Source organism: Pedobacter sp. HDW13 (genome assembly GCF_011303555.1).
Taxonomy (GTDB): domain Bacteria; phylum Bacteroidota; class Bacteroidia; order Sphingobacteriales; family Sphingobacteriaceae; genus Pedobacter.
This window is the reverse complement of the sequence record NZ_CP049868.1, coordinates 2,004,688-2,026,590: the sequence shown is the minus strand read 5'-3', so window position 1 is coordinate 2,026,590 and position 21,903 is coordinate 2,004,688. Positions and strand designations below refer to the sequence as shown.

The 21,903-nt window shown below is 40.0% G+C and carries 16 protein-coding genes and 1 pseudogene; 6 read left to right on the top strand and 11 right to left on the bottom strand.

All coding sequences use genetic code 11. The annotated features are described in order from the left end of the window. Window positions 1-41: 41 nt before the first annotated feature. The 5 genes from pelA to G7074_RS08495 all read right to left on the bottom strand — a co-directional run bounded on the left by pelA (window position 42) and on the right by G7074_RS08495 (window position 5,925). Window positions 42-1,070: a pectate lyase gene (pelA, locus tag G7074_RS08510; RefSeq protein ID WP_124561962.1), complete on the bottom strand. Its 1,029-nt coding sequence runs from the start codon at window positions 1,068-1,070 to the stop codon at window positions 42-44. A gap of 129 nt (window positions 1,071-1,199) precedes the next feature. After that, window positions 1,200-1,415, bottom strand: a complete 216-nt coding sequence (locus G7074_RS27890; RefSeq protein ID WP_370526611.1) for a hypothetical protein — start codon at window positions 1,413-1,415, stop codon at window positions 1,200-1,202. A gap of 68 nt (window positions 1,416-1,483) precedes the next feature. Next, window positions 1,484-3,130 (bottom strand): glycoside hydrolase family 105 protein, encoded by a 1,647-nt coding sequence (locus G7074_RS08505; RefSeq protein ID WP_370526610.1) that lies wholly within the window; start codon window positions 3,128-3,130, stop codon window positions 1,484-1,486. Between the two features lie 5 nt (window positions 3,131-3,135). Beyond that, window positions 3,136-4,809 (bottom strand): glycoside hydrolase family 28 protein, encoded by a 1,674-nt coding sequence (locus G7074_RS08500; RefSeq protein WP_166207955.1) that lies wholly within the window; start codon window positions 4,807-4,809, stop codon window positions 3,136-3,138. A gap of 159 nt (window positions 4,810-4,968) precedes the next feature. Further along, window positions 4,969-5,925, bottom strand: coding sequence for a pectinesterase family protein (locus G7074_RS08495; protein WP_166207952.1), 957 nt, complete (start codon window positions 5,923-5,925; stop codon window positions 4,969-4,971). A gap of 251 nt (window positions 5,926-6,176) precedes the next feature. On the opposite strand from G7074_RS08495, the gene G7074_RS08490 reads away from it, so the two are divergent. Both G7074_RS08490 and G7074_RS08485 read left to right on the top strand, forming a co-directional pair. Further along, complete coding sequence (locus G7074_RS08490) at window positions 6,177-7,832, top strand: glycoside hydrolase 43 family protein (RefSeq protein ID WP_166207949.1); 1,656 nt, start codon at window positions 6,177-6,179, stop codon at window positions 7,830-7,832. 12 nt (window positions 7,833-7,844) lie between these two features. Continuing rightward, window positions 7,845-8,624 (top strand): rhamnogalacturonan acetylesterase, encoded by a 780-nt coding sequence (locus tag G7074_RS08485; protein WP_124561967.1) that lies wholly within the window; start codon window positions 7,845-7,847, stop codon window positions 8,622-8,624. Window positions 8,625-8,664: 40 nt separating this feature from the next. Here the strand turns inward: G7074_RS08485 and G7074_RS08480 are convergent, their stop codons facing one another. From G7074_RS08480 to G7074_RS08465, 4 genes are all read right to left on the bottom strand, one after another. Next, entirely contained in the window at window positions 8,665-9,099 is a 435-nt protein-coding gene (locus tag G7074_RS08480) for a carboxymuconolactone decarboxylase family protein (RefSeq protein WP_166207946.1), read from the bottom strand. 189 nt (window positions 9,100-9,288) lie between these two features. Continuing rightward, a complete protein-coding gene (locus G7074_RS08475) occupies window positions 9,289-9,858 on the bottom strand; it encodes a Crp/Fnr family transcriptional regulator (RefSeq protein ID WP_166207943.1) in 570 nt (189 codons plus the stop codon). Window positions 9,859-9,914: 56 nt separating this feature from the next. Next, complete coding sequence (locus G7074_RS08470) at window positions 9,915-10,697, bottom strand: GLPGLI family protein (protein WP_124561970.1); 783 nt, start codon at window positions 10,695-10,697, stop codon at window positions 9,915-9,917. 5 nt (window positions 10,698-10,702) lie between these two features. Then, window positions 10,703-13,498, bottom strand: a complete 2,796-nt coding sequence (locus G7074_RS08465; RefSeq protein WP_166207940.1) for an outer membrane beta-barrel family protein — start codon at window positions 13,496-13,498, stop codon at window positions 10,703-10,705. Between the two features lie 274 nt (window positions 13,499-13,772). Between G7074_RS08465 and G7074_RS08460 the strand changes: the two genes are divergently transcribed. Then, complete coding sequence (locus G7074_RS08460; RefSeq protein WP_124561971.1) at window positions 13,773-14,417, top strand: GIN domain-containing protein; 645 nt, start codon at window positions 13,773-13,775, stop codon at window positions 14,415-14,417. A gap of 121 nt (window positions 14,418-14,538) precedes the next feature. Here G7074_RS08460 and G7074_RS08455 read toward each other — a convergent pair whose 3' ends face one another. Beyond that, window positions 14,539-16,080 carry an aldehyde dehydrogenase family protein gene (locus G7074_RS08455; protein WP_124561972.1) on the bottom strand — a complete coding sequence of 514 codons (1,542 nt, stop codon included), beginning with the start codon at window positions 16,078-16,080 and terminating at the stop codon, window positions 14,539-14,541. A 117-nt stretch (window positions 16,081-16,197) separates the two neighbouring features. Here G7074_RS08455 and G7074_RS08450 point away from each other — a divergent pair, with 117 nt between their 5' ends. Both G7074_RS08450 and G7074_RS08445 read left to right on the top strand, forming a co-directional pair. Continuing rightward, window positions 16,198-17,076, top strand: a complete 879-nt coding sequence (locus tag G7074_RS08450; RefSeq protein ID WP_124561973.1) for a TraB/GumN family protein — start codon at window positions 16,198-16,200, stop codon at window positions 17,074-17,076. A 92-nt stretch (window positions 17,077-17,168) separates the two neighbouring features. After that, on the top strand, window positions 17,169-19,679 hold the full coding sequence (locus tag G7074_RS08445) for a M1 family metallopeptidase (RefSeq protein WP_124561974.1): 2,511 nt from the start codon (window positions 17,169-17,171) through the stop codon (window positions 19,677-19,679). Between the two features lie 77 nt (window positions 19,680-19,756). Here G7074_RS08445 and G7074_RS08440 read toward each other — a convergent pair whose 3' ends face one another. Next, on the bottom strand, window positions 19,757-20,212 hold the full coding sequence (locus G7074_RS08440; RefSeq protein WP_124561975.1) for a nuclear transport factor 2 family protein: 456 nt from the start codon (window positions 20,210-20,212) through the stop codon (window positions 19,757-19,759). Window positions 20,213-20,461: 249 nt separating this feature from the next. Between G7074_RS08440 and G7074_RS08435 the strand changes: the two are divergent. Next, window positions 20,462-21,864 (top strand): annotated as a pseudogene (locus tag G7074_RS08435) (tetratricopeptide repeat protein). Window positions 21,865-21,903: the final 39 nt, after the last annotated feature.

Genomic DNA, 21,903 nt, shown 5'->3' with positions numbered 1-21,903 from the left:
CATTTGCTTTGTTCGCCGCAATGACGTGTTAAACCATTATTTTATTTACCGTTTGTGGCTAGCCACTTCGAGTAATCTTTTTCTATAAATTTTTGGGCCCAGCTACCGTACCAGGCATAACCATTTCTACGTTCCGGAATCAGTTCTTCCAGTTTTAACTTAATGCTGTTGTCCCTGTCGCCGAAAATCGGGATGTTTTTATCGAGGTCGTAAAAACGCGCCCAAACCACTGATGACTGATCGGCAACCAGCGCTGCACTTTTTTCTTTGGTTTTTGGGTCTGTGCCCCTCTCAAAGCGAAACCCTGTAATTTTGTAGGTATTAAACCAATTGTAGGCTGCGGTTATGGCTGCTTTAATTTCGGGCGAAGGATTTTTAAAACGCATTAAAAAACGGGTGATGCCCATCGATTCGCTTGTGCTTAAAGATGCAGGCTCAAAATTCCGTGCTTTTGCTGGCAACAGGCTGTCTTTATCGTATTGTGCAGCCCAAATGGTTAAAACGCCATTCTGTTTTGCCTGTGTTTTTAAAATGCAGGTTATACCTTTTGAAACCGCTTTTTCCGCTTTTGGAATATACGCGGTATTCACGACTTCAAAATCATTCTTTTTAGTTACAATGTCTTCGAGGATATCGAGTACATTAATCATGGCATCATCGTTATAGGTGATCTCTGAGCGGTAAAGCGCTTTATCTGGATAGTATTGCGGCCAGCCGCCATTGGCATACTGTGCTTCCAGGATATAATCAATTCCTTTTTCAGCCGCTTTTAAATAGCTTGCGTTCTGTGTTTTTTTATAAGCTTTAACTAAATAAACTACCTCCCTGCTGGTGGCTTTGTTATCGAATGTGGCGTGTAAATCTTTAGTGGCTTTTATCCTGGCCAAAAGCTCAGGTGTTAAAGTTGCACCATAGTTAACCACACTTTTATCTTCCAGTTGCTTTGGCCAGCCACCATTACCTAGCTGATAAACCAGCATTTTTTCAGCGGTCGAATCTGTAGGCTGCTGTGCAAAACACGACAGCATCAGTGTGCTACAAATCAGGGTTAATACTATTTTTATTTTCATCGTTTGCTTGTTAGTTTTTATTGCCGCAGAGGCACGTAGTAACACAGATTATTTTTCTTTTCCATGCGCCATGGTTCGTGTCCGCACGAACCATTTAACCTATAGGTTGGTATCCTCACCAACCATCATTTATTTCTTGCCTAGAATCTGCTTAGTCAGCCAGTTTACCAGATCGTTTGTTGCTTTAAAGTTTTCAAAATCTGCAGGTAACTTTCTGCCATCAATGTATTCGTTGTAAAACCAGGGGTCGCCGACTGCAAAAACGGTTCCTTTGCCATATTTAGCCGTTGCAATCAGTACATCGCCATTATCGGTTAAAGCTGAAACGGCAGGTGCTTTGGTCACAATGGTCGAAATTTCTTTGATGTAAACTTTTTTAGCGGTTTTAAAAATTGTATTTCCTGAAGGGATTTTTACCGCCCCTGTTCAAAGTTTGCACCTTGCACTTTATTGCGGCTATCTTCATTGAATTTAAGCCCGAAAGTTTCTGGCAGTACATTGAACTTGCTGATTTCGCAATTACCCACATCATTTAATAACAATACTAACACTCCACCTGCTTTAACCCAGTCCGCTATTTGTTTAGCATGATCGGCATTCATGTAATTCGGATTGGCCGTTTCTTTTTCGGTATCCGGATCTACAATAATATAAATGTTGCTTCCCTTTAAATTTGCAGTTGTTGGTGCAGCTTTAAGCGTAGTAGTTTTAGCACCTGCATCGTTAAATATTTTACCGAATAGCGAGAATCCGTTGTTGTCGTCTTCTTCCCAAACATAATGGAAAGGAATTTTGTCGCCCGTCGGCCCGGTCGTGTATTCGTTGTTGAAGAAATTATCGACAGTTACGGTTAAGCCCTTGCCGGTTTTAGGCAACGCTGCAATTTCCATTTCAGTCGAGGCGCAGATGAAAGCGCCAACTCCTTTCGGATCGTTGGTGATTACTTTTTCGCTAATGTAATATTCAAAACTGCCATCACGGTATTTGGGTTTGCCACCCAGACCCGAAACTGAAACGGTTTTGGTTAGATTGATCCTTTCGTTGCCTGCAGGTTCAACAAATTCTTTCTTTAACCCAGTATAGCCTTTATTGGCGGCTGCCATAAAAGATGGGGCTAACCAACCTTTACGCACGCCTTTGGCCAGGCCATACACAAACATGCTTGAGGCCGAGCTTTCCAGGTAATTTCCTTTTCTGGTGGGCATATCCAAAATATCAAACCAAACCCCCGATTTAGGATCCTGGTATTTTACAGCCGCTGTCGCTGTACGGTTTAAAATTGCTAACAGCTCAGCTCTTTTAGGGTGATTAGCAGGGAAATTATCCAAAACATCAACCAATGCCATAATGTACCAGCCCATAGCCCTGGCCCAAAAATTGGGTGAACGACCAGTTGTCTTATCGGCCCATTGCTCAGCCCTGCTTTCGTCGTAGCCATGATACAATAAACCTGTTTTATTGTCACGCGAGTTTTTTTCCATTAGAATAAATTGCGTCGCGATATCGTCAAACGCAGCATCTTTTTTCATCAGTTTGGCGTACTCTGCATAAAATGGCTCGCCCATGTACAATCCATCGAGCCACATTTGGTTCGGATAAATTTTCTTGTGCCAAAAACCACCTGCTTTGGTGCGTGGTTGTTTCTGCAACTGATCATAAAGTTTGGTTGCTGCTAACAGATATTTCTGTTGTCCGGTAACTTTGTATAGTAACAACAGCGACCGACCGTTTTTAACGTTGTCGATATTAAAATCTTCAGCTTTATAGGTGCTAATGTTGCCTTCTTTATCGAGATAGGCATCCATCGAGCTTTGCACATATTTAAAATATTTTCCATCACTGGTATTGCGCCAAACTGCTGCTGCACCTTCTAAAACTACACCCATATCGTAGGTCCATTTTGGGCCTTTTGCGCCTTTAAGCAAGGTGGTATCCTGAAACAGTTTTTCCATTGCAGTTAAGGTTAGCTGTTCAGATAATTTCTTTTGTGCTAACCCATTTTGTACGAAAACAATGAGGAACGCTAAGGTTGCTGTAAGGTATATGATTGATTGCTTCATCTTAATTATTTTGAAATCTCCAATACAGATTGATTTACTTCGGTGCCAAAAGCTGATGTTTTTTTTGCTTTTGAAACATCGGTTCCTGTTATTTTCAGGGCTTTTGTTTTTTCGCCGCTAATGTCGAAAAGAAGTTCAGCACCATTTTTATACTGAAGCCCGTTGATATTGATGTTGCTACCGTTTTGTACGTGCACTACCGGATTGGTATCGTTGGTAATGACCTTAACATTTTTAAGGAAAATATTCGATGCTTCAATAATTTCGATGCCTTTTTTAGATTGAATGGTTACATTTTCGAGGTGAATATCCTTGATGTTCATTTCGGGTAAACCCCTGAAAAAGATTGCTTTTTCGGCACCATTGGCTACTACATCTTTAATGTAGAAATTTTTAAATTGAGGAGTTGCTTCGGTAACGGGAACCGTAACGGTTTTAATGGCTTCGCGTTTTTCGCCTGCCAAAGGAACCGGATCAACAGCTGCATAATACATGTCGAATAAAATGGCTTCACCGGGGATATCAATCATGTTAATGTTGTTCACATAAATATTTTCGACCACACCACCGCGGCCACGTGTGGTTTTAAAACGCAGACCAATATCGGTGCCAATGAAAGAACAATTGTACACCCAAATATTTTTGGTCCCGCCGCTCATTTCGCTTCCGATAACGAAACCACCATGCGCGTGGTAAACCACATTGTTTCTGATAATTACATTTTCTGTAGGTACGCCACGTTTGCGGCCAGCTTCGTCCCTGCCAGATTTAATGCAGATACCATCATCGCCTACATCAAAAGTGCTGCCCTCAATCAATACATTTTTGCACGACTCTACATCAACACCATCGCCGTTTTGTGCAAACCATGGGTTTTTAACCTGTAGGTTTCTCAAAGTCAGGTCTTCGCAAAGCAAGGGGTGCAGGTTCCAGGCTGGTGAGTTTTGAAAGGTCACGCCTTCTAAAAGCACTTTTTTGCAACCGGTTAATACCACCAGGTTAGGTCGAAGAAAATCTTTAATATCTTCGTAATCGGCAGCAGTTTTACCCGCTTCAATTACGCCGGCATTTTTGGTGTTCGAGCCTTTAACCGTTTTTTCTGATGGGTACCACATTTTGCCATCGGCCCTTACCACACCGCCAGACGCTACTAACGTTTTCCACTGGGTTTCGGTGAGTTTATCTTTTTTTACCATGCGCCATGCGCCACCGTTTCCATCAATAATACCTGCGCCAGTAATGGCTATATTTTGTAAATTAACACCAGAAATAGGGCTTTGGTTACGCCAGGCTGGTTGTCCTTCCCAGTTTCCCTTAACCAGTTTATATTGGTTAAAATCGGCAGTAAACTGCAGAATGGCATCGCGTTTTAAGTGTAGGTTTACATTGCTTTTTAATTCAATTGGTCCGGTTAACCATAGGCCAGATGGGATGAGCACTACACCACCACCTTTTTGACTTACAGCCTCAATGGTTTTGTTAATGCTCTGGGTATTTAAAAAAAGTCCGTCGCCTTTAGCCCCAAAGCTGGTAATGCTGGTGGTATCGTTTTTAAATTTAACCTGCTGAATAACGGGCAATGCTTGATTTTGTTGAGCAATAGCCGAACATGCAGCCGATATTAAAATACATGTGAGCGCTATTTTTGTCCGATAGAAACTACCTGCTATATGTTTCATTGTTGATGCTGTTAAATTATATTTGGTTAATCGTATAACAAGTGTACGTTGTTTGCGCCTAAAACAGAAGAGAAATCTATGCAAACGTTGCCGGAAAACAAACGCAAAAAGCACCTTGTTTAAGGTGCTTGTATTTTGATTATCAGTTGTTTAGTTGATTTATTTGCCCTCGGGAAGCCAGCCTCGGAAAACGTTTTCCAAAATATAGACACTATACTCAATATCCGTTAATTGGTGCGACCATTTGGCTCTCCCATTTGGATTTGCGCCCTTTCCAACACTTTTGTATTCAGCATAGTAGGCAGTTTGTTCGTTACTTGTTTTGCCCCAATTGTTCCAGCCTTCGGGGCGGATCAAATCGGGCAGTGTGCAGTTTAAATAAGCCACTTTTGCATAAGGTCGCCAGGGTCTGCCCAAATAGAAGCTATTTACCTGGGCATCGCCTTTAACAGTACACTTGTTAAAAACATAACCAAATTTGGTCGTATCGGTGGTTGATGCTGCTGTAATGTAACCTGCCTTTTTGCAATAAAGCGTACAGTTTTCGAACCAGGCGGTTGCTGCACCAAAAATGAAATCGACAGTACCTTCAATGTAGCAGTTTTTATAATACTGGCGGTTATTGCCGCCATAGGTATAAAGTGTATCCTGAAAGCCCAAAAGCCTGCAGTTCGTGAAAACCGATTTATCGCCACCTGCCCAAACCGCTACGGCCTGTCCAACCGGACCCGATGAATTTTCGAAAGTGATGTTTTCTGCCGAAAAGCTTTCGCCGTAAATGTAAAAGCTGGATGAACCTGAAGTACCCTTTTCTTCGCCAAAGGTATTTTTCTTTTGCGCATAGTCATCGTAAGTTAAAATGGTTTCGTTAAGGCTTTCACCAATCAGTTTTACATTTTTCTTTGATGCAGCTAAAATCAGCTTTTCTTTGTAAGTACCTTTTTTAATGAAAATTACAGTGGTTTTATTTCTGAAATCGGGTACTGCATGGATGGCTTCCTGTACCGTTTTAAAATTCCCGCTTCCATCGGCCGCAACAATAAAATCGGGTTTAATCTCTGCCGCGTGCGCCTTCAGGGCAATAACCATTAAAAAGAATAAGGCAATTGTTTTCATATCGATTTGGTTAGGAATAAAATAAAATCGGCCACGCAAAAGTATGAACTTCATCACGCAGCCGTGTTTTAAAATATATGATGAACAATTTTAAACATTAATATCCATCAGAAAGAAGTTTTAGCGAAATTAAAAGATGCAAACGATGTCGGGAACGATTGCACAATATCTGTTTGCCTTGGAATAAAAAAAGGCTTAATCTTGTTAGTAAGCCATTGTTAGCCAAATATTACGAAAAACAGCGTTGTAAAATGAAATACCTCCTTAGTTCGATCCTTATTATAGGTTTTGTTGCTGGCACATTTGCGCAACAAAATCCGTCGAATAAATATGTTTCTAAAGTTTGGGTGTCGGATCAGGGCAACGGAACTTATAAAAATCCGGTTGTGAATGCCGATTATTCCGATCCGGATGCTATTCGCGTAGGCGACGATTTTTATATGATTGCCTCCAGCTTTGATGCTGTTCCGGGCTTACCGATTTTGCATTCTAAAGATCTGGTGAACTGGAAAATTATTGGCCATGCCTTAAAGTGCCAGCTTCCTTTTGATCATTTTGAAAAAACACAGCACGGCAATGGCGTTTGGGCACCTGCTATCCGTTACCACAATGACGAATTTTACATTTATTACCCCGATCCAGATTTCGGGATTTATGTAACCAAAGCCAAAATGATTACGGGCGATTGGTCTGCACCACAATTGGTTGCTGCTGGCAAGGGTTTAATAGATCCCTGCCCTTTTTGGGATGAAGACGGAAAAACTTATCTCGCTTATGCTTATGCAGGCAGCCGGTCTGGAATTAAAAGCGTTTTGGCCATTATGCCGTTAAGCAGTGATGGGCTGAAAGTAGTGGCCAAAGGCCGTATTGTTTACGACGGACATGAACTCGATCCGACTATTGAAGGCCCAAAATTTTATAAACGTAATGGTTATTACTATCTTTTCGCACCTGCCGGGGGTGTTTCTACAGGCTGGCAGTTGATCTTGCGGAGTAAAAATATTTACGGACCTTACGAAAGAAAAGTAGCCATGGATCAGGGTAAATCGACCGTTAATGGTCCGCACCAGGGTGCATGGGTAAATACACAAAGCGGTGAAGATTGGTTTTTACACTTTCAGGATAAGGATGCCTATGGCCGTGTGGTGCACTTACAGCCCATGAAATGGATTAATAACTGGCCGGTAATTGGTGTGGATAAAGGTGGTGATGGTATTGGCGAGCCGGTTTCAGTTTATAAAAAACCGAATGTGGGTAAAGTATATCCGATCGAAAATCCGGCTGAAAGTGATGAATTTGGAACAGTTGATTTAGGCTTACAATGGCAGTGGCAGGCAAACCCGCAACCCACCTGGTGGTTTACCGATGCCGGCAAAGGAGTTTTAAAATTATATACATCTAAAATACCTGATGAGGCTAAAAATCTTTGGGATGTACCCAATTTATTGATGCAGAAGTTTCCTGCCGATGAGTTTAGGGTAACCACGAAACTTAATTTTAAGCCCAACCCTAAGCTGGAAAATGAAAGCACCGGCCTGGTAATTATGGGGAGAAGTTATGCCCAGATTAGCGTTAAGCGTAAAAAGGATGGCTTGTACCTGATGTATGGTGTTTGCCCGAGTGCAGATAAAGGCAAGCCCGAAAATGAAAAGGAAATTGCCAAACTCAATCCGACAACTGTCGGATCAGCATCAGTGCAGTTAAGGGTACAGGTTGTTAACGGAGCCAAATGCCGGTTTAGCTACAGCGAAGATGGCATTAGCTTTCATCCAATTGGCGACGAGTTTCAGGCTACAGCCGGGCAATGGATTGGGGCAAAATTAGGCTTGTTTGCTGTACGCGATACACAGACAAACGATTCGGGAATCGCCGAATACGATTGGTTTAGGGTGGAGCCAATTAAATAATCGATCAGAAAAATGAAACACCATAAAATTATTATCGCAGTTGTAGCTACTGGTTTTTTGCTGATGTCTTTCATCACCAAACCCAGGCCGGTTAAGGTTTATTTAATCGGCGATTCGACTGTTGCAGATTATACTTTAGATGATGGATACTTACAAAAGAAATATCCACTTACAGGCTGGGGACAGGTTTTTCAACCCTTTTTGCAAAAAGATAGCCTAAAAAAAATAAGCCGACTGATAAAGAGTGATAGCGCTTTGGTGGTTGATAAGGCAAAAGGAGGCAGGAGCACGCGCAGTTTTTTTGAAGAAGGCAGATGGAAAGAAGTTTTAGGCAGTTTACAGAAAAACGATCTCGTATTGATTCAGTTCGGTCATAATGATGCCGCAAAAGATAAACCCGAACGTTATGTAGATATACCGGGTTATAAAGATTTTTTAAAGCTATATGTAAATGAAACCCGGGCAAAAGGTGCTTTACCTATACTCATTACACCAGTTACACGTAATTATCCCTGGAAGGATGGTAAGTTGGGCAGTGCACATGGCGAATATCCACAGGCCGTAAAAGAGGTGGCCAAAGCATTACATGTGCCGATTATTGATTTAACCAGTCTTTCTGCTGATTTTTTTACTACCAAAGGCCAGGAGTATGTGAGCAAAAACTATTTTATGAATTTAGATTCGGCCAGGTATGAGGCTTACCCTAAAGGGCAAAAAGACAATACCCATTTCCAGCCGGAAGGTGCTAAGGAAGTAGCAAGGTTAGTTTTTGGGGAGCTAAAAAAGATTTAAAACCTATCAGATTTTTAAAAACCTGATAGGTTTGGAAATTTTATCCAACAATTACTTTGGCGGTGATAGCAAGTCTGTTCCAGGCATTAATGGTAACAATAGCCATAATGATATTGGTGATTTCGGTTTCGTTAAAGAAACTGGCCACTTTGTTATAAGTAGCATCGGATACATGGTTGTTAATTAAGGTTACCTCTTCAGTTAAAGCAATAACCGCTTTTTCTTTTTCGGTAAACAGGGTGGTTTCTTTCCATGCGCTTAGCAAATACAACCTTTGTTCGGTTTCACCAATTTTGCGTGCATCGGCAGAGTGCATGTTTAAACAAAATGCACAACCGTTAATTTGCGATGCCCTCATTTTAATCAGCTCTGAAAGAATCGGATCGATTTTACTGGCTGATAAATATTTTTCTAAAGCGTACATGGCCTGGTATGCTGCCGGATCTACTTTTGGGATATCAATTCTGCTTTCCATTTTTTTATTGTTTTTGATTACGATGTAAAGTTCCGCATCCTGGCCCTAAAAAAACTTAATGTAGTTTAAGAAATGGATTTAACCGCAAAGGCCGCTAAGTTTTACGCTAAGCTGCGCAAAGAGATATGCGCCCAACTCTGCGTATTTTGCTCCTTGCTCTACGCGCTCTGCGGTTAAAAATAGCTTAGATTATCTCTTCGCCCTGATCTTACTCAAAAACTCAGGCGTAAAGCCCAGGTAAGAGGCCAGCATGTATTGTGGTACCCGTTGTACAAATTCGGGGAAGAGTTGGTTAAAGTGGCGGTATCTTTCTTCGGCAGTTTGGCTGTAGAGGTATCTAATCCGCATTTGCGAAGCCTGGTGGTTTTTCTGTAAAATTAGCCTGAAATACCTTTCCAGTTTGGGCAGTTTATGGAACATTTCGTCGTAATGATGATGTTCAATGGCAATCACTTCGGTATTTTCTGCTGCCTGGATATAAAATTCTGAAGTTTTTTGGAAGAGGAAGCTGGTTAAGTCCGTAATCCACCAGTTTTCGATAGCAAATTGAGTGGTTTGCTCGGCACCTTTAATGTCGATGAAATAGAGCCTGAGGCAACCCTTTACCACAAAGTAATTGGCCCTGCAGGTTTGCCCTTCTTCCAATAAAAAAGTTTTCTTTTTAACCGAAAAAGATTCGAGTAATGAGGCAAGAAGTTCCTGCTCATCGTTACTCAAATCTATAAATTTATTAATATGGTTATAAAGCGCGCTGTACATTATTTTCCTTTGATTATGCTAAAATAGGCATAATTATAAGAATGAAATATACATCGTTAAAGTGAGAAGGCCTTTAGCGCTGAGAGTGCTTCAGGACCATAATTTTTCAATGCTGAAGTTATTTTATCAGTTAAGCCTTTATTATCGATTGGTTTTCCTTTCGTTGGAGGGGTTAGGTCTTTTTCAGGAACAGTAACTTCAGTTACTTTGGTTGCAAACCAGCTGATGTTTTGATGCGGCAATGCCAAACCTAAAATCATCCCTGGCAATCCTGTAAACGATTCTGGTCCGCCAGAAACTGCAATCTGATTTGAATAATAAGCCACCACATATATCGAATCCATAATAATGGCATTGGCTCTACGGCATTCGTAACCAGCAATTTCTCTTGTTTCATCGGTAATTTTCCAGTTAATCTTGCGCAGACTATCCTTAACAATATAGGTGTCTTCATAAACCGCTTTTTGGGAAATACTTGTGTTGGCATTAAAATCGGTAGCAACGGTATTTTTTAGATCAACAAGAGGATCTCTTGCTGCCCAGTTTGGATTTACAGTTTCCTCTACAGTTGGCCATTTATATAAGCTTTTATCCTTATTAAAGCTTAAGGTACTTTTCGCAACCTTAAATTGTGGATTGTTCTTTTTATACTGATCAAAAGCAGGCGACATGTAACTTTCATTGTCTTTATTGATTTTCTTTTTGATCAAAGCGTACATATTAGACCTTTTCTCAAATTCGATCACCCCACTTTTTACGAAGTGTATATTTTGAGCAAACGTGCTTTTGCTGATGAAAATAACAGCAAATAAGAGGATATATTTTAGTGTAGTTTTCATGATAATTATTTTTGTGTTTTAATTCCGCCGCCCATTTTGTTAAAATCCCATGATACCGAGAACATTAAATACCGCCTTATGGTGGTATAGCTGCTTTGGCTTATGGTCGTGTTAGATGCAAAACGGTTGAAGCCGATATTTTGGTTTAAGATATCATTTACAGTTAAAGAGAACTTTAAATTTTCTGACTTGAAGAATTTTTTACCTATCGATGCATTCCAGATAAAACGTTCAAAACTTTCGGTTAGCACTTGTGTTTTTCCATTATACTGATATTGACCATCTGTAGATATCTCAAATTTTCCAGGCAGTTGTACATTTCCTGATGCATAACCATTCATGCCCCATCCATCGCTGTTAGAACCAATACTCGCTCTTGATGTATTGTAGGTTGGGCCAAAACGCACATAAAAGCTATATTCCTTGTCTTTATATTTTGAAATGTTTATTCCGCCACCATATGTGTAATTTTTGGTGTTATTTAAGGTCCTGCCAAGCTTTGTAGTTATAAAGTTATAAGAAGAGCTCCCGTTAGCATTTGCATTTAAACCAACATTCATATCTAAAAAGCCTATTTTTCTACTTATCTGCCCATACATGTAAAAATTGGTCTGCATTTTATCATCAAAATTGATGTATCTGTAAGTACTCTTACCAACATCATCCGTTGTAACATCACTAATAATCGGATTTGTGGTAAAACTATATGAAGCATTTAGCCACACTGATTGATTGGTTAAAACTTTGTAAGAATTATAACTGGCATTGATATTACTTCTGAAAGATGGTCTTAAATCCTGATTTCCTTCAACAACATTAAACGGGTCGTTATTTACCCTAACCGGCTGAAGCTGATCGAGTGATGGTTGGTTAGTATTACCGTTGTAGTTAAGTCTGAGCGATTTTTGTTGAGAAAAGCGATATTGATAGGATGCTTGTGGCATATAGTTAACAAAGTTTCTTACATAAGTTTTGTTGTGATAAATATCGTCTTGTTTAAAGTTTACACCACTAAATTTTGATCCGAAGTTGATAATTGTTTTGCCCTTTTTATAATTGAAGATGGCACCGCCTTGATTGATCGTTTGGGTCAGCTCAAAATTATTACTGTAAACAGTATCTAAAATATCGTATCTGCCACTACCCGACTGATTGAAAGATTTGCGATCTGATGTTCCATTCATTAGCGTTAAGCCATAATTTATGATGACAGTTAAGGTTTTTGAGAGTGGTTCTGTATAGGCAGCATTTAATTTGAAAGTACTGTTGGTAATATCATTGATTTTTAGCTGATTGGTAAGACTATCTACTTGTCCGGCTGAGGTTAAGCGTCGGTTAAGGGAATTTAAATATCCTTCACTATTACTTTTATTAATTGATTGATTAATATTTAATGATAGTGTGCGGCCCGTTTTCTTTAGTTTTTTTGTGAATAAAACATTAGCGTTAAAGTTTTGATCATCTACTTCATTACTCAACGTTCTGTTTGAGGAATTTAGAAAGCCACCATTGCCATTAGTGGTACCAGTTAAGTAATTGTTTGAAGTATTGCTTTTTTTCAATGCACCGTCAACATTAACTTTCATTGTTAAGGTTGTATCAATCTTGATCTCATACATGGCATCCAGTTTTTGTCTGAACATGTCGTTATCAAACGATTCGTCTGAAGTGCTATTTTGAGTGCCCGATGCTAAATTATTTTGACTGATTGAATTCCTTTCCCCCGAAACCCTGATCGATCCGATTTTATAATTTGTATTTAACGATTCTTTATCCTTATTCCATTTGTTATCGAAATGTAAACCTCCGGTACGGGCTACTGGCAAGCCCTGGCCATTATATTGCCCATCGTAGCTGTCGAAATCATCTCCGCCACTGCTAAAATACATCCCACCATCATCAGTCATAGTATATCCACCAGAAGCGCCATATTTATCACGATCATCCCAACCTAAACCTACAGTGCCGTTGTTACCCAAAATGCCATAGGCTGAAAATTTCTTTTTACCCCAGAATTTGTTAAACATCCCCTGTCCCTGGTAAAAATCTTTTGTTCCGTAACCTCCCTGCACTTTGCCAAAATAGCCATTCTTCTTATCCTCTTTTAGTTTAATGTTAAGGGTTTTGGTTTTCTCTCCATCATCAATCCCCGTAAAACTGGCCTGATCGCTGGCCTTATCGTAAAGCTGAACAGATTCTACCATATCCGCACGTAGGTTTTTGGTAACCAGTGTCGGATCATCGCCAAAAAACTCTTCACCGTCTACCAGTACTTTCGGAACTGTTTTTCCTTGCGCAGTAATTTTACCATCCTTATCAACCTGAAAACCTGGAAACTGTTTTATCAGGTCTTCAACTTTTGAGTTGGGCTCTATGTTATATGCTTTTGGGTCGAACTCTGTGGTATCGCCTTTAATTTTTATCGCCGACCTGTTTCCTTTAATAATTACATCAGCCAATATCTTAGCCATTCCCGTCAGGTTTATCTTATTATAATCTTTTACAAGTGTGGTAGAGTCGAGTGTAAAATGATCTACAAAGTCGGCATATTTTGGGTAGGAGACCAATAGGATAAACTTACCATTTTTGATGCCGGTAAGCTCAAAGGAGCCGTTTTCTGCCGCTCGGGTAAATTTTACCAATGTAGAGTCTTTTGCGTTTAAAACTGCAATAGTGGTCCCTGATAAAAGGGTTGTCGAAGCAGTGTCAATTGTTCGGCCTTTAATGGTATGGTGACTCTGGGCTCTTGTATACGATGCAATAGTGACAAAAAAGCACAGTGAGAGTAATAGACGTTTCATAGAAAGAATCTGTTTTGTTTTTACGAATATAAAACTAATATGTTAGTTGTGTGTTAAGTTTTAACCTTTTTTAACATATAGTACTTAACATCAGCATGAAGGCCACTTTTGAGCTAAAGGGCCAGGCAATTTTCGTATAGGTTATTTGGGCGTTCGTCTATAAATACATGGGCGTGGTATAATATAGCCGCTCTGCCTGAAACGTTTTCGGGAAACAGTCGTCTTATTTTCAGAAAAACAACTGGTAATAAAGGATTTATAAAATATTAAGGTCATGAAAAATTCTATTAAAAAATTATTTGCAGCTGCATTGGTAATGGTTACTTTAAGTAGTGCAACAGTCATAGCAAATGCTACAGAAAACACAGCAAGCTATACCGCTTTAACAAAAGTGAAAAACATCAGTAAAATTGTGGTATCAGGCAATGTTAAATTAATCCTGGTTCAGGATGCTAAAGAAAGTGTTGAGATTTACGATCAATACTACGGCAAAAATGCAATGGTGCAACAACAAGGAGCTGAACTGCGGATTAGTTCTTTTGATAAAAATACTTTAATGGTTATTGCTCATGTTAATAACTTATCAGCTATCGAAGCCTCAAACACTGCAACAGTAAGTACTGCCGGAAATTTTAACCTGTTAAACCTGAATATTGTACTTAACGATAAGGCATCAGCTGATATTAAGGCCAATACGGTTAATTTATCTACAGAAATTAAAGATGCAGCAACGTTGAAATTAGCTGGCTCTACAGAAACACACATCGCTGCAATCGGGGCAGAATCGAAAATTAAAATGGGCGATTTTACTGCCGCTGAAAGCTTCATTAAAGTAACGGCGAAACCAGTTGTACTAGCCAATAGCAATCCATCACGCTATAGCGACATAGACGTAGCTTTATTGGAAAAACTATTCTAACTCCATCATATATTTTACTTAAAAGGCGCTAAATTTTAAATTTAGCGCCTTTTTTATTTTACCCTCATTACAAACGAGGGGCAGCGGACACTGCATTTTTAATGCAGGATTGAAGAATTATCTACAAATCAAATTTAATACCTTGCGCCAGTGGCAAAGTATTGGCATAATTAATTGTATTGGTTTGCCGGCGCATATAAGCTTTCCAGGCATCCGATCCACTTTCGCGACCGCCACCAGTTTCCTTTTCGCCTCCAAAAGCACCACCAATTTCGGCCCCCGAGGTACCAATATTTACGTTGGCTATGCCGCAATCAGATCCGTTGGCCGATAAGAATTGTTCAGCTTCTCTCAGGTTTAAGGTCATAATTGCCGATGAAAGTCCTTGTGGAACACCATTTTGCAAGGCGATGGCTTCATTCAGTGTTTTGTATTTGATTAAGTATAAAATTGGCGCAAAGGTTTCGTGCTGCACAATTTTAAAATCATTTTTTACTTCTGCTATACATGGCTTTACGTAGCAACCACTTTGGTAAGCTTCGCCCGATAATACGCCGCCTTCTACCACGAAATGACCGCCTTCTACCTTGCATTTTTCAATTGAATCAAGGTAAGCAGTAACCGCATCCGTATCAATCAGTGGACCAACATGGTTGTTTTGATCCAAAGGATTGCCAATGCGCAATTGCCCATAGGCATTAACCAGCTTTGAGGTGAAGGCATCGTAAACACTTTCGTGAATAATCAGTCTGCGGGTAGAAGTGCATCGCTGTCCAGCGGTGCCAACAGCTCCAAATACTGCACCAATTAAACTCATATCTAAATCAGCATGTTCCGAAATAATAATGGCATTGTTGCCACCTAATTCGAGTAAACTCTTGCCCAGGCGTGCACCAACAGCTGCCGCAACTGCTTTGCCCATTCGTGTGGATCCTGTTGCAGAAACCAAAGAAACCCGGTCATCATTTGTCAGCTGTTCACCAACTTCTTTATCGCCTAAAATTAAACTACATACGCCTTCAGCAACAGCATTTGCTTTAAAAACTTTTGCAATAATATGCTGACAGGCAATAGCGGTTAATGGTGTTTTTTCTGATGGTTTCCAGATACACACATTGCCGCATACCAGCGCAAGGGCAACATTCCAGCTCCAAACCGCAACCGGGAAGTTAAAGGCCGAAATAATACCTACAATACCCAGCGGATGCCATTGCTCGTACATGCGGTGGTTTGGGCGCTCGCTGTGCATGGTTAAGCCATATAGCTGGCGCGATAAACCCACGGCAAAATCGCAGATGTCGATCATTTCCTGTACCTCGCCAAAACCTTCCTGTAAACTTTTCCCCATTTCATATGAAACCAGTGTGCCCAAAGCAGCTTTGTTTTCACGCAGGGCATCGCCAAACTGGCGAACAATTTCGCCTCGTTTTGGAGCAGGAACTGTACGCCATTCGGTAAACGCAGTCTGTGCTTGAAGCACAACAGCTTCGTAATCAGCACTGGTTGCCACTTTCGCCGAAGCAATCAGTTTTCCATCTACAGGCGAAAAACTTTCCAAAGTTTTTACATTTGCCGCTCCTCCCCAATGGCTTCCTGTGCTAAATGCTGCGTTATCGGCATTTACGCCCAATTTGTTTAAAATGGATTGAATATCTGTAATCATATTTCTAACGGTTTACACAAAACAACAAAAAAATAAAGGAAAGCAGCACACATTTGGTGCTTAACTTTATCACAATTCTTAATATCTTGCCCTAACATTTACTAAAACGACTACTCAATGAAAAACATTAAATTATTACTCATTGCTTTCCTGGGCTTTGGGCTTAGCCTTAAAGCACAAACCAAAAAAGCAACCAACACGCTGCTGTGGGAAATTTCTGGCAATGGATTAAAGAAACCGTCATATTTATTTGGTACCCATCATTTTACAAGCAGAAAGTTTGCCGATACCATGCGGGTTTTGCAGGAGAAACTAAAAACGGTTGATGGTGTGGTAGGCGAGATCGTAATGGATAGCACTATACAGGGAAGAATGGCGCCATTTTTAATGATGAAAAACAATAAACTCGATAGTTTATTTACGCCAGAGGAGTACAAAGAAGTAAACGATTATATTAAAGCTAAGAATCCAGATATTGATCTAAAATTGCTCAATACCTTCAAACCTGCCCTGGTTAGCGTCATGGTTATGCTACTCGACAATCCCGAAATAAAGGAAGTGGCCGATGGAATAGATGACAGCTTTCAGAAGTATGCCAAAAGTAATGCAAAATCCCTTTATGGTTTAGAAACCGCCGAATACCAGGGCGCTTTATTATTTGATGACGATTTGCAGAAGCAAAAAAAGGCCTTGTTAAAATCGATCAGAGAATCGGATAAAAGCAAACTTAGGGCAAAGGAACTTAAGGATTATTACCTTGCTCAGGATATTGATAAACTAACTGATCTCTTTAAAATCCAAGATGAAGAAAATCGAGCGTTTATGACTGAGATGCTCAAAAATCGGAATCGACGCTGGTTAGATCAACTGCCTGCTTTGATGGAAAAAGAATCGCTGTTTATTGTCGTTGGTGCAGGTCACTTGGTAAGTGATGAAGGCCTGATAAAAGGACTGGCGGCTAAAGGCTATATTTTAAAACCTGTTGCAACCAATTAGTTTTAAATATTACTAACAAAAATTTTAATATTTAATTACCACAATTCTTAATACCTTGCCTCAAAGATTACTGACTTATTAAATCTTAAGAAATGAATAAAAATTTTATTGCCTGTGGGGTAATATTGGCTGCTGCTTTTATGGCCAATCCTCTTTTCGCACAGGAACAAACTGCTGAAAAATCTAATAACCTTAATGTTTACCGAGTAACCGCAACCAAAGTTAATGACCTGGTACATACCAAACTCGATGTTTCTTTCGATTATGCAAAACGCTACCTGCACGGTAAAGCATGGCTTACTTTAAAGCCTCATTTTTACGCTACAGACTCGCTAACGCTTGATGCGCAAGGGATGGATATTAAAAGTATTGCGCTGGTTGGGCCAAAAGGCAATACACCACTTAAATACACTTACAATGATAATAAGCTGTATATCAACTTAAATAAAAAGTATACCAACACAGAGAAATATACTGTATACATTGCTTATACAGCCAAACCCGATGAGTTGAAAGTGAAGGGGAGCGCGGCAATTACCGATGCCAAAGGCTTGTACTTTATCAATCCGGATGGTGCCGATAAAAATAAGCCAACGCAAATCTGGACGCAGGGTGAAACAGAATCTTCATCGGCCTGGTTTCCAACTATCGATAAACCCGACCAGAAAACTACACAGGAAATTTCGATGACAGTAAAATCGAAATACACCACCCTGTCAAACGGTAAACTCGTAAGCCAGAAACCCAATACCGATGGTACAAGAACTGATACCTGGAAAATGGATTTGCCACACTCACCTTACCTGTTTATGATGGCCGTAGGAGAGTTTAAAATCACTAAAGATGCCTATAAAGGTAAGGAGGTGAGCTATTACCTGGAGCCTAAATACGCACCATACGCGAAGCAGATTTTTGGTAAAACACCTGATATGATTCAGTTTTACAGCAATTTGCTTGGGGTAGATTATCCATGGAACAAATACTCGCAGGTAGTGGGCCGCGATTACGTTTCGGGAGCAATGGAGAACACCACTGCTACTTTACATGGCGAGCATGTGCAAAAAACTGATCGCGAGCTGTTAGATGGAAATGAAGAAGGTACCATTGCACACGAGCTTTTTCACCAGTGGTTTGGCGATTATGTAACTGCCGAATCATGGTCTAATTTAACCATGAACGAATCTTTTGCCACTTTTGGCGAAGTAATCTGGCATGGCCACGATGCCGGTCAGGATGCTGAAGATAAATCGCGTTATGAAAAACTGCAATCTTACCTTGGTTCGACTAAAAAAGGCGAAAGCCCGGTGTTGGCCCGCTTTTATTATAACGATAAGGAAGATATGTTCGATAACATCAGCTATGCCAAAGGATCGATTATTCTTTATGCGTTGAAAAACCAGATGGGCGATGCCGCTTTTTATAAATCACTTAACCGTTATTTAACTAGCAATGCTTTTAAAAATGGCGAAACGCACCAGTTACGCCTGGCTATGGAAGAGGTAACCGGTAAAGACTGGAGCCCCTATTTTAACCAGTGGTATTACAATGGAGGTCACCCGGTTTTAAGCATCGATTATGGTTACGAAAATGGTAAAGCAATCATTAAAGTTAAACAAACGCAAGATGCCAGCGTGCAGACATTTACCCTGCCTGTTAAAATCGATATTTATGCCGGTGAACAAAAAATCAGAAAGGAAATCCTGATTAACAGCCGTGAACAGAACTTTAGCTTCGATGTAAGTACCAAACCCGATTTGATCGATTTCGACGTAGATAAAATTGTGGTAGGCGAAACCAACGACAATAAAACCGCCGAAAATTACTACTTCCAGTATAAAAATGCACCCAGTTATGCCAACCGGATTGAGGCCTTGCAGTTTATTATGCAAAGCAAAGCCAACAGCGGGCAGCAGGTATTGTTAACAGGTTTAAAAGATAAATCGGCTGATTTACGTGCTTTGAGCATTGATGGGCTGAATTTGGAAGATGCCCAGATAAAAGCTGCGGCCTTACCAGTTCTGCTACAATTGGCCAAAAGTGATAAAGATACCGAAGTAAGATCGGCAGCGATAAGTAAACTTGCCGAAACTGGCGACCAAACCTATAAAGCTTTAATGAACGAAAGTTTAAAAGACCGTTCGTACAAGGTAATTGCTGCCGGACTTGGTGGTTTAGCTAAACTGGCACCGCAAGAAGGTAGTACCGCTTTAGCGGCTTTAGATGCAGATACTAAAGACCATATTGCCGGTTCGGTTGCAACATTATACATCAGCGATCCAAGAGATGAGCACCAGGCCTTTTACGAAAACATTATGGCTACTGGCGACAGAAGTAAAATTTTCGCCACCATTGGCCAGTATTTTCAATATTTAAGGGCAAATACTAACCCTGAGGTTACCGAAAAGGGAATCAAGAATATTAGCGATGTTATTGAAAGATTGAAACTGCAGGCTTATTTAAACAAACAATTGGCAGGCGCTTATACTGCAACTGTGCAGGCTAAACAAAAACAGGCTGCTGCAGCTACGGGTGCAGCTAAAGAAAACCTAAACAAGCAGGCTGAATTGTTTAAAAAAGGTGCAGCAGATTTAGGTAAAGAATAACGAGCAGGTTGAAAAACAAAGAAGGCTGGCATGAAAAACATGACCAGCCTTTTTTCACTTACTTCAAAGCCGTTATCCTAATTGCAGGCATCCTTCCTTCTTGTATCAATAATATAAACAATCTGCCAGCCTTTATCGCCCTTTACCAACTGAAAGGAATTTACGCCACAGTGGCTGAATTTATCGCCCAGATAAAATTTGTAATCCGTCCAAACCGAAGCAAGGGGGCCGTCAATTAATATTTTGGTAAATACAATCCGTTCATCATACTGATCCTCATGCGGAGTGCCAATTAACTTGATAAAATTGTTAACCGACTCGGTCCGTACATTCACTTTCCCATCCTTATTAACAATGGTTTGCATTACTGCATCAGTAGCAAAAGCACTACGTGTTAGGGTGCTGTCGTTGGTTTTCATGCCAGTAAAAAGATTATTTACCGCTTTTTTAATGGCGCTTTCTTCATCCTTTTGAGCAAAGGCCTGTAGGCCAAAGCAGATCCAAAACAGGGCAAAAATGACTGATCCTTTCATGACTTCTTCATTACGTTTGTGTCATAAATTTATAGTATTTTTGTGAAAGAAGGGAAAAGGAACCGCGATGTTGCAAAAATCTATTGATTATCCACACATCTTAATCACAGTTAATAAGCTTTATATTCAGCTATTTACATCATTTTAAATAGGTGATGTTAATAATTATTTTAAAAACGGATAATTAAAAGTAGTAAAATTATAATGTGTTTTTATGCTAATTGGCACGGTTCTTTAATAGTATAATATATGGAAGAAGAATTCTTTTTTGAATCCAACGAAGACGCACAACGCTCAGTAGAACGTTACGAAGAAATGCTCCGCAATCAGGACCAATATTTTTTCGATGCAGGCGCTTTTGAATACATTGTAGATTTCTACATTGAGAAAAATGATCCGGTCAAAGCTTTGCAGGTAGTTGATTTTGCAATTAGTCAACACCCTTACGCAACTGTTTTTTTAATCAAGCAGGCTCATCTGTACATTTTAACCAACAACCACGAACAGGCTTTTATCGCTTTGCAAAAAGCCGAACTACTGGAACCATCAGAACCGGATATTTATTTGCTCCGTGGCAATATTTTTCAGAATACCGAGCGCTTTGACGAAGCTTTAGAAAATTACGAAAAAGCTTTGGGCCTTGCCGAAAGTACCGACGAAATTTTACTGCAAATGGCTTACGTTTACCAGAGCATGTCTGATTACGAAAATGCCATTACCTACATCAAGCTCAGCTTAGAGCAAAACATGGAAAACCAGGATGGATTATACGAGCTGGCTTTCTGTTATGATGTATTGGATAAGCAGGAAGAAAGCATTAAGTTTTACCAGCAATATATCGATACCGACCCGTATTCTTATGCGGCATGGTACAACCTGGGTAATAGTTTTCACAAGCTTAATCTTTTTGAAAAGGCTATTGATGCTTACGATTATGCCATTCTGATTAAAGAAGATTTCAGTTCGGCTTACTTTAACAAAGGCAATGCACTGGTTCAGTTAGATAAGTATACAGAAGCTATTGAGGTTTACAAACAGACTTTTGAGTACGAACCGCCCAATGCCGATACTTATTGTGCCATTGGCGAATGTTACGAAAAGCTCGAGAAAATGGACGAAGCCCGTTCTTATTACAAAAAATCGGTGAAAATGGATCCTAAAATGGCAGATGCCTGGTTTGGGATTGGTGTTACACTTAATTTTGAAGAACGTTATTTCGAATCGCTTCATTTTTATAAAAAAGCAATCGATTTAGAAGCCGAAAATGCCGATTTCTGGTTTGCATTGGCCGATGCCTATTACAAATTGAATCAGATTGATGAATCGATCGAAGCTTATGAGAAAGTTTTAGAGTTTAATCCCCTTGATATTGAGGCCTGGTTAGATTTTAGTACCGTATTGTACGAGCAGGGTAAATTGCTGGAAGCATCGGAAACCATGGCCGAGGCCATTAAAAATAACCCGAAGCAGCAGAGTTGTACTACCGCATGGTGGCCTATCTTTTTGCGCTGGGTAGTTATACCGATGCATTAGGTTATTTAGAAACGGCTTTAACAACTGACCCTGAAAAACACTATATTTTATTCGAATATTTGCCACAATTACAAGATAATAGTGCCATTTTGAACGTAATAAACAGATATATTAGGTAACGACCTTGTGAGAAAAATTTAACAAATAAATCTCAAAAT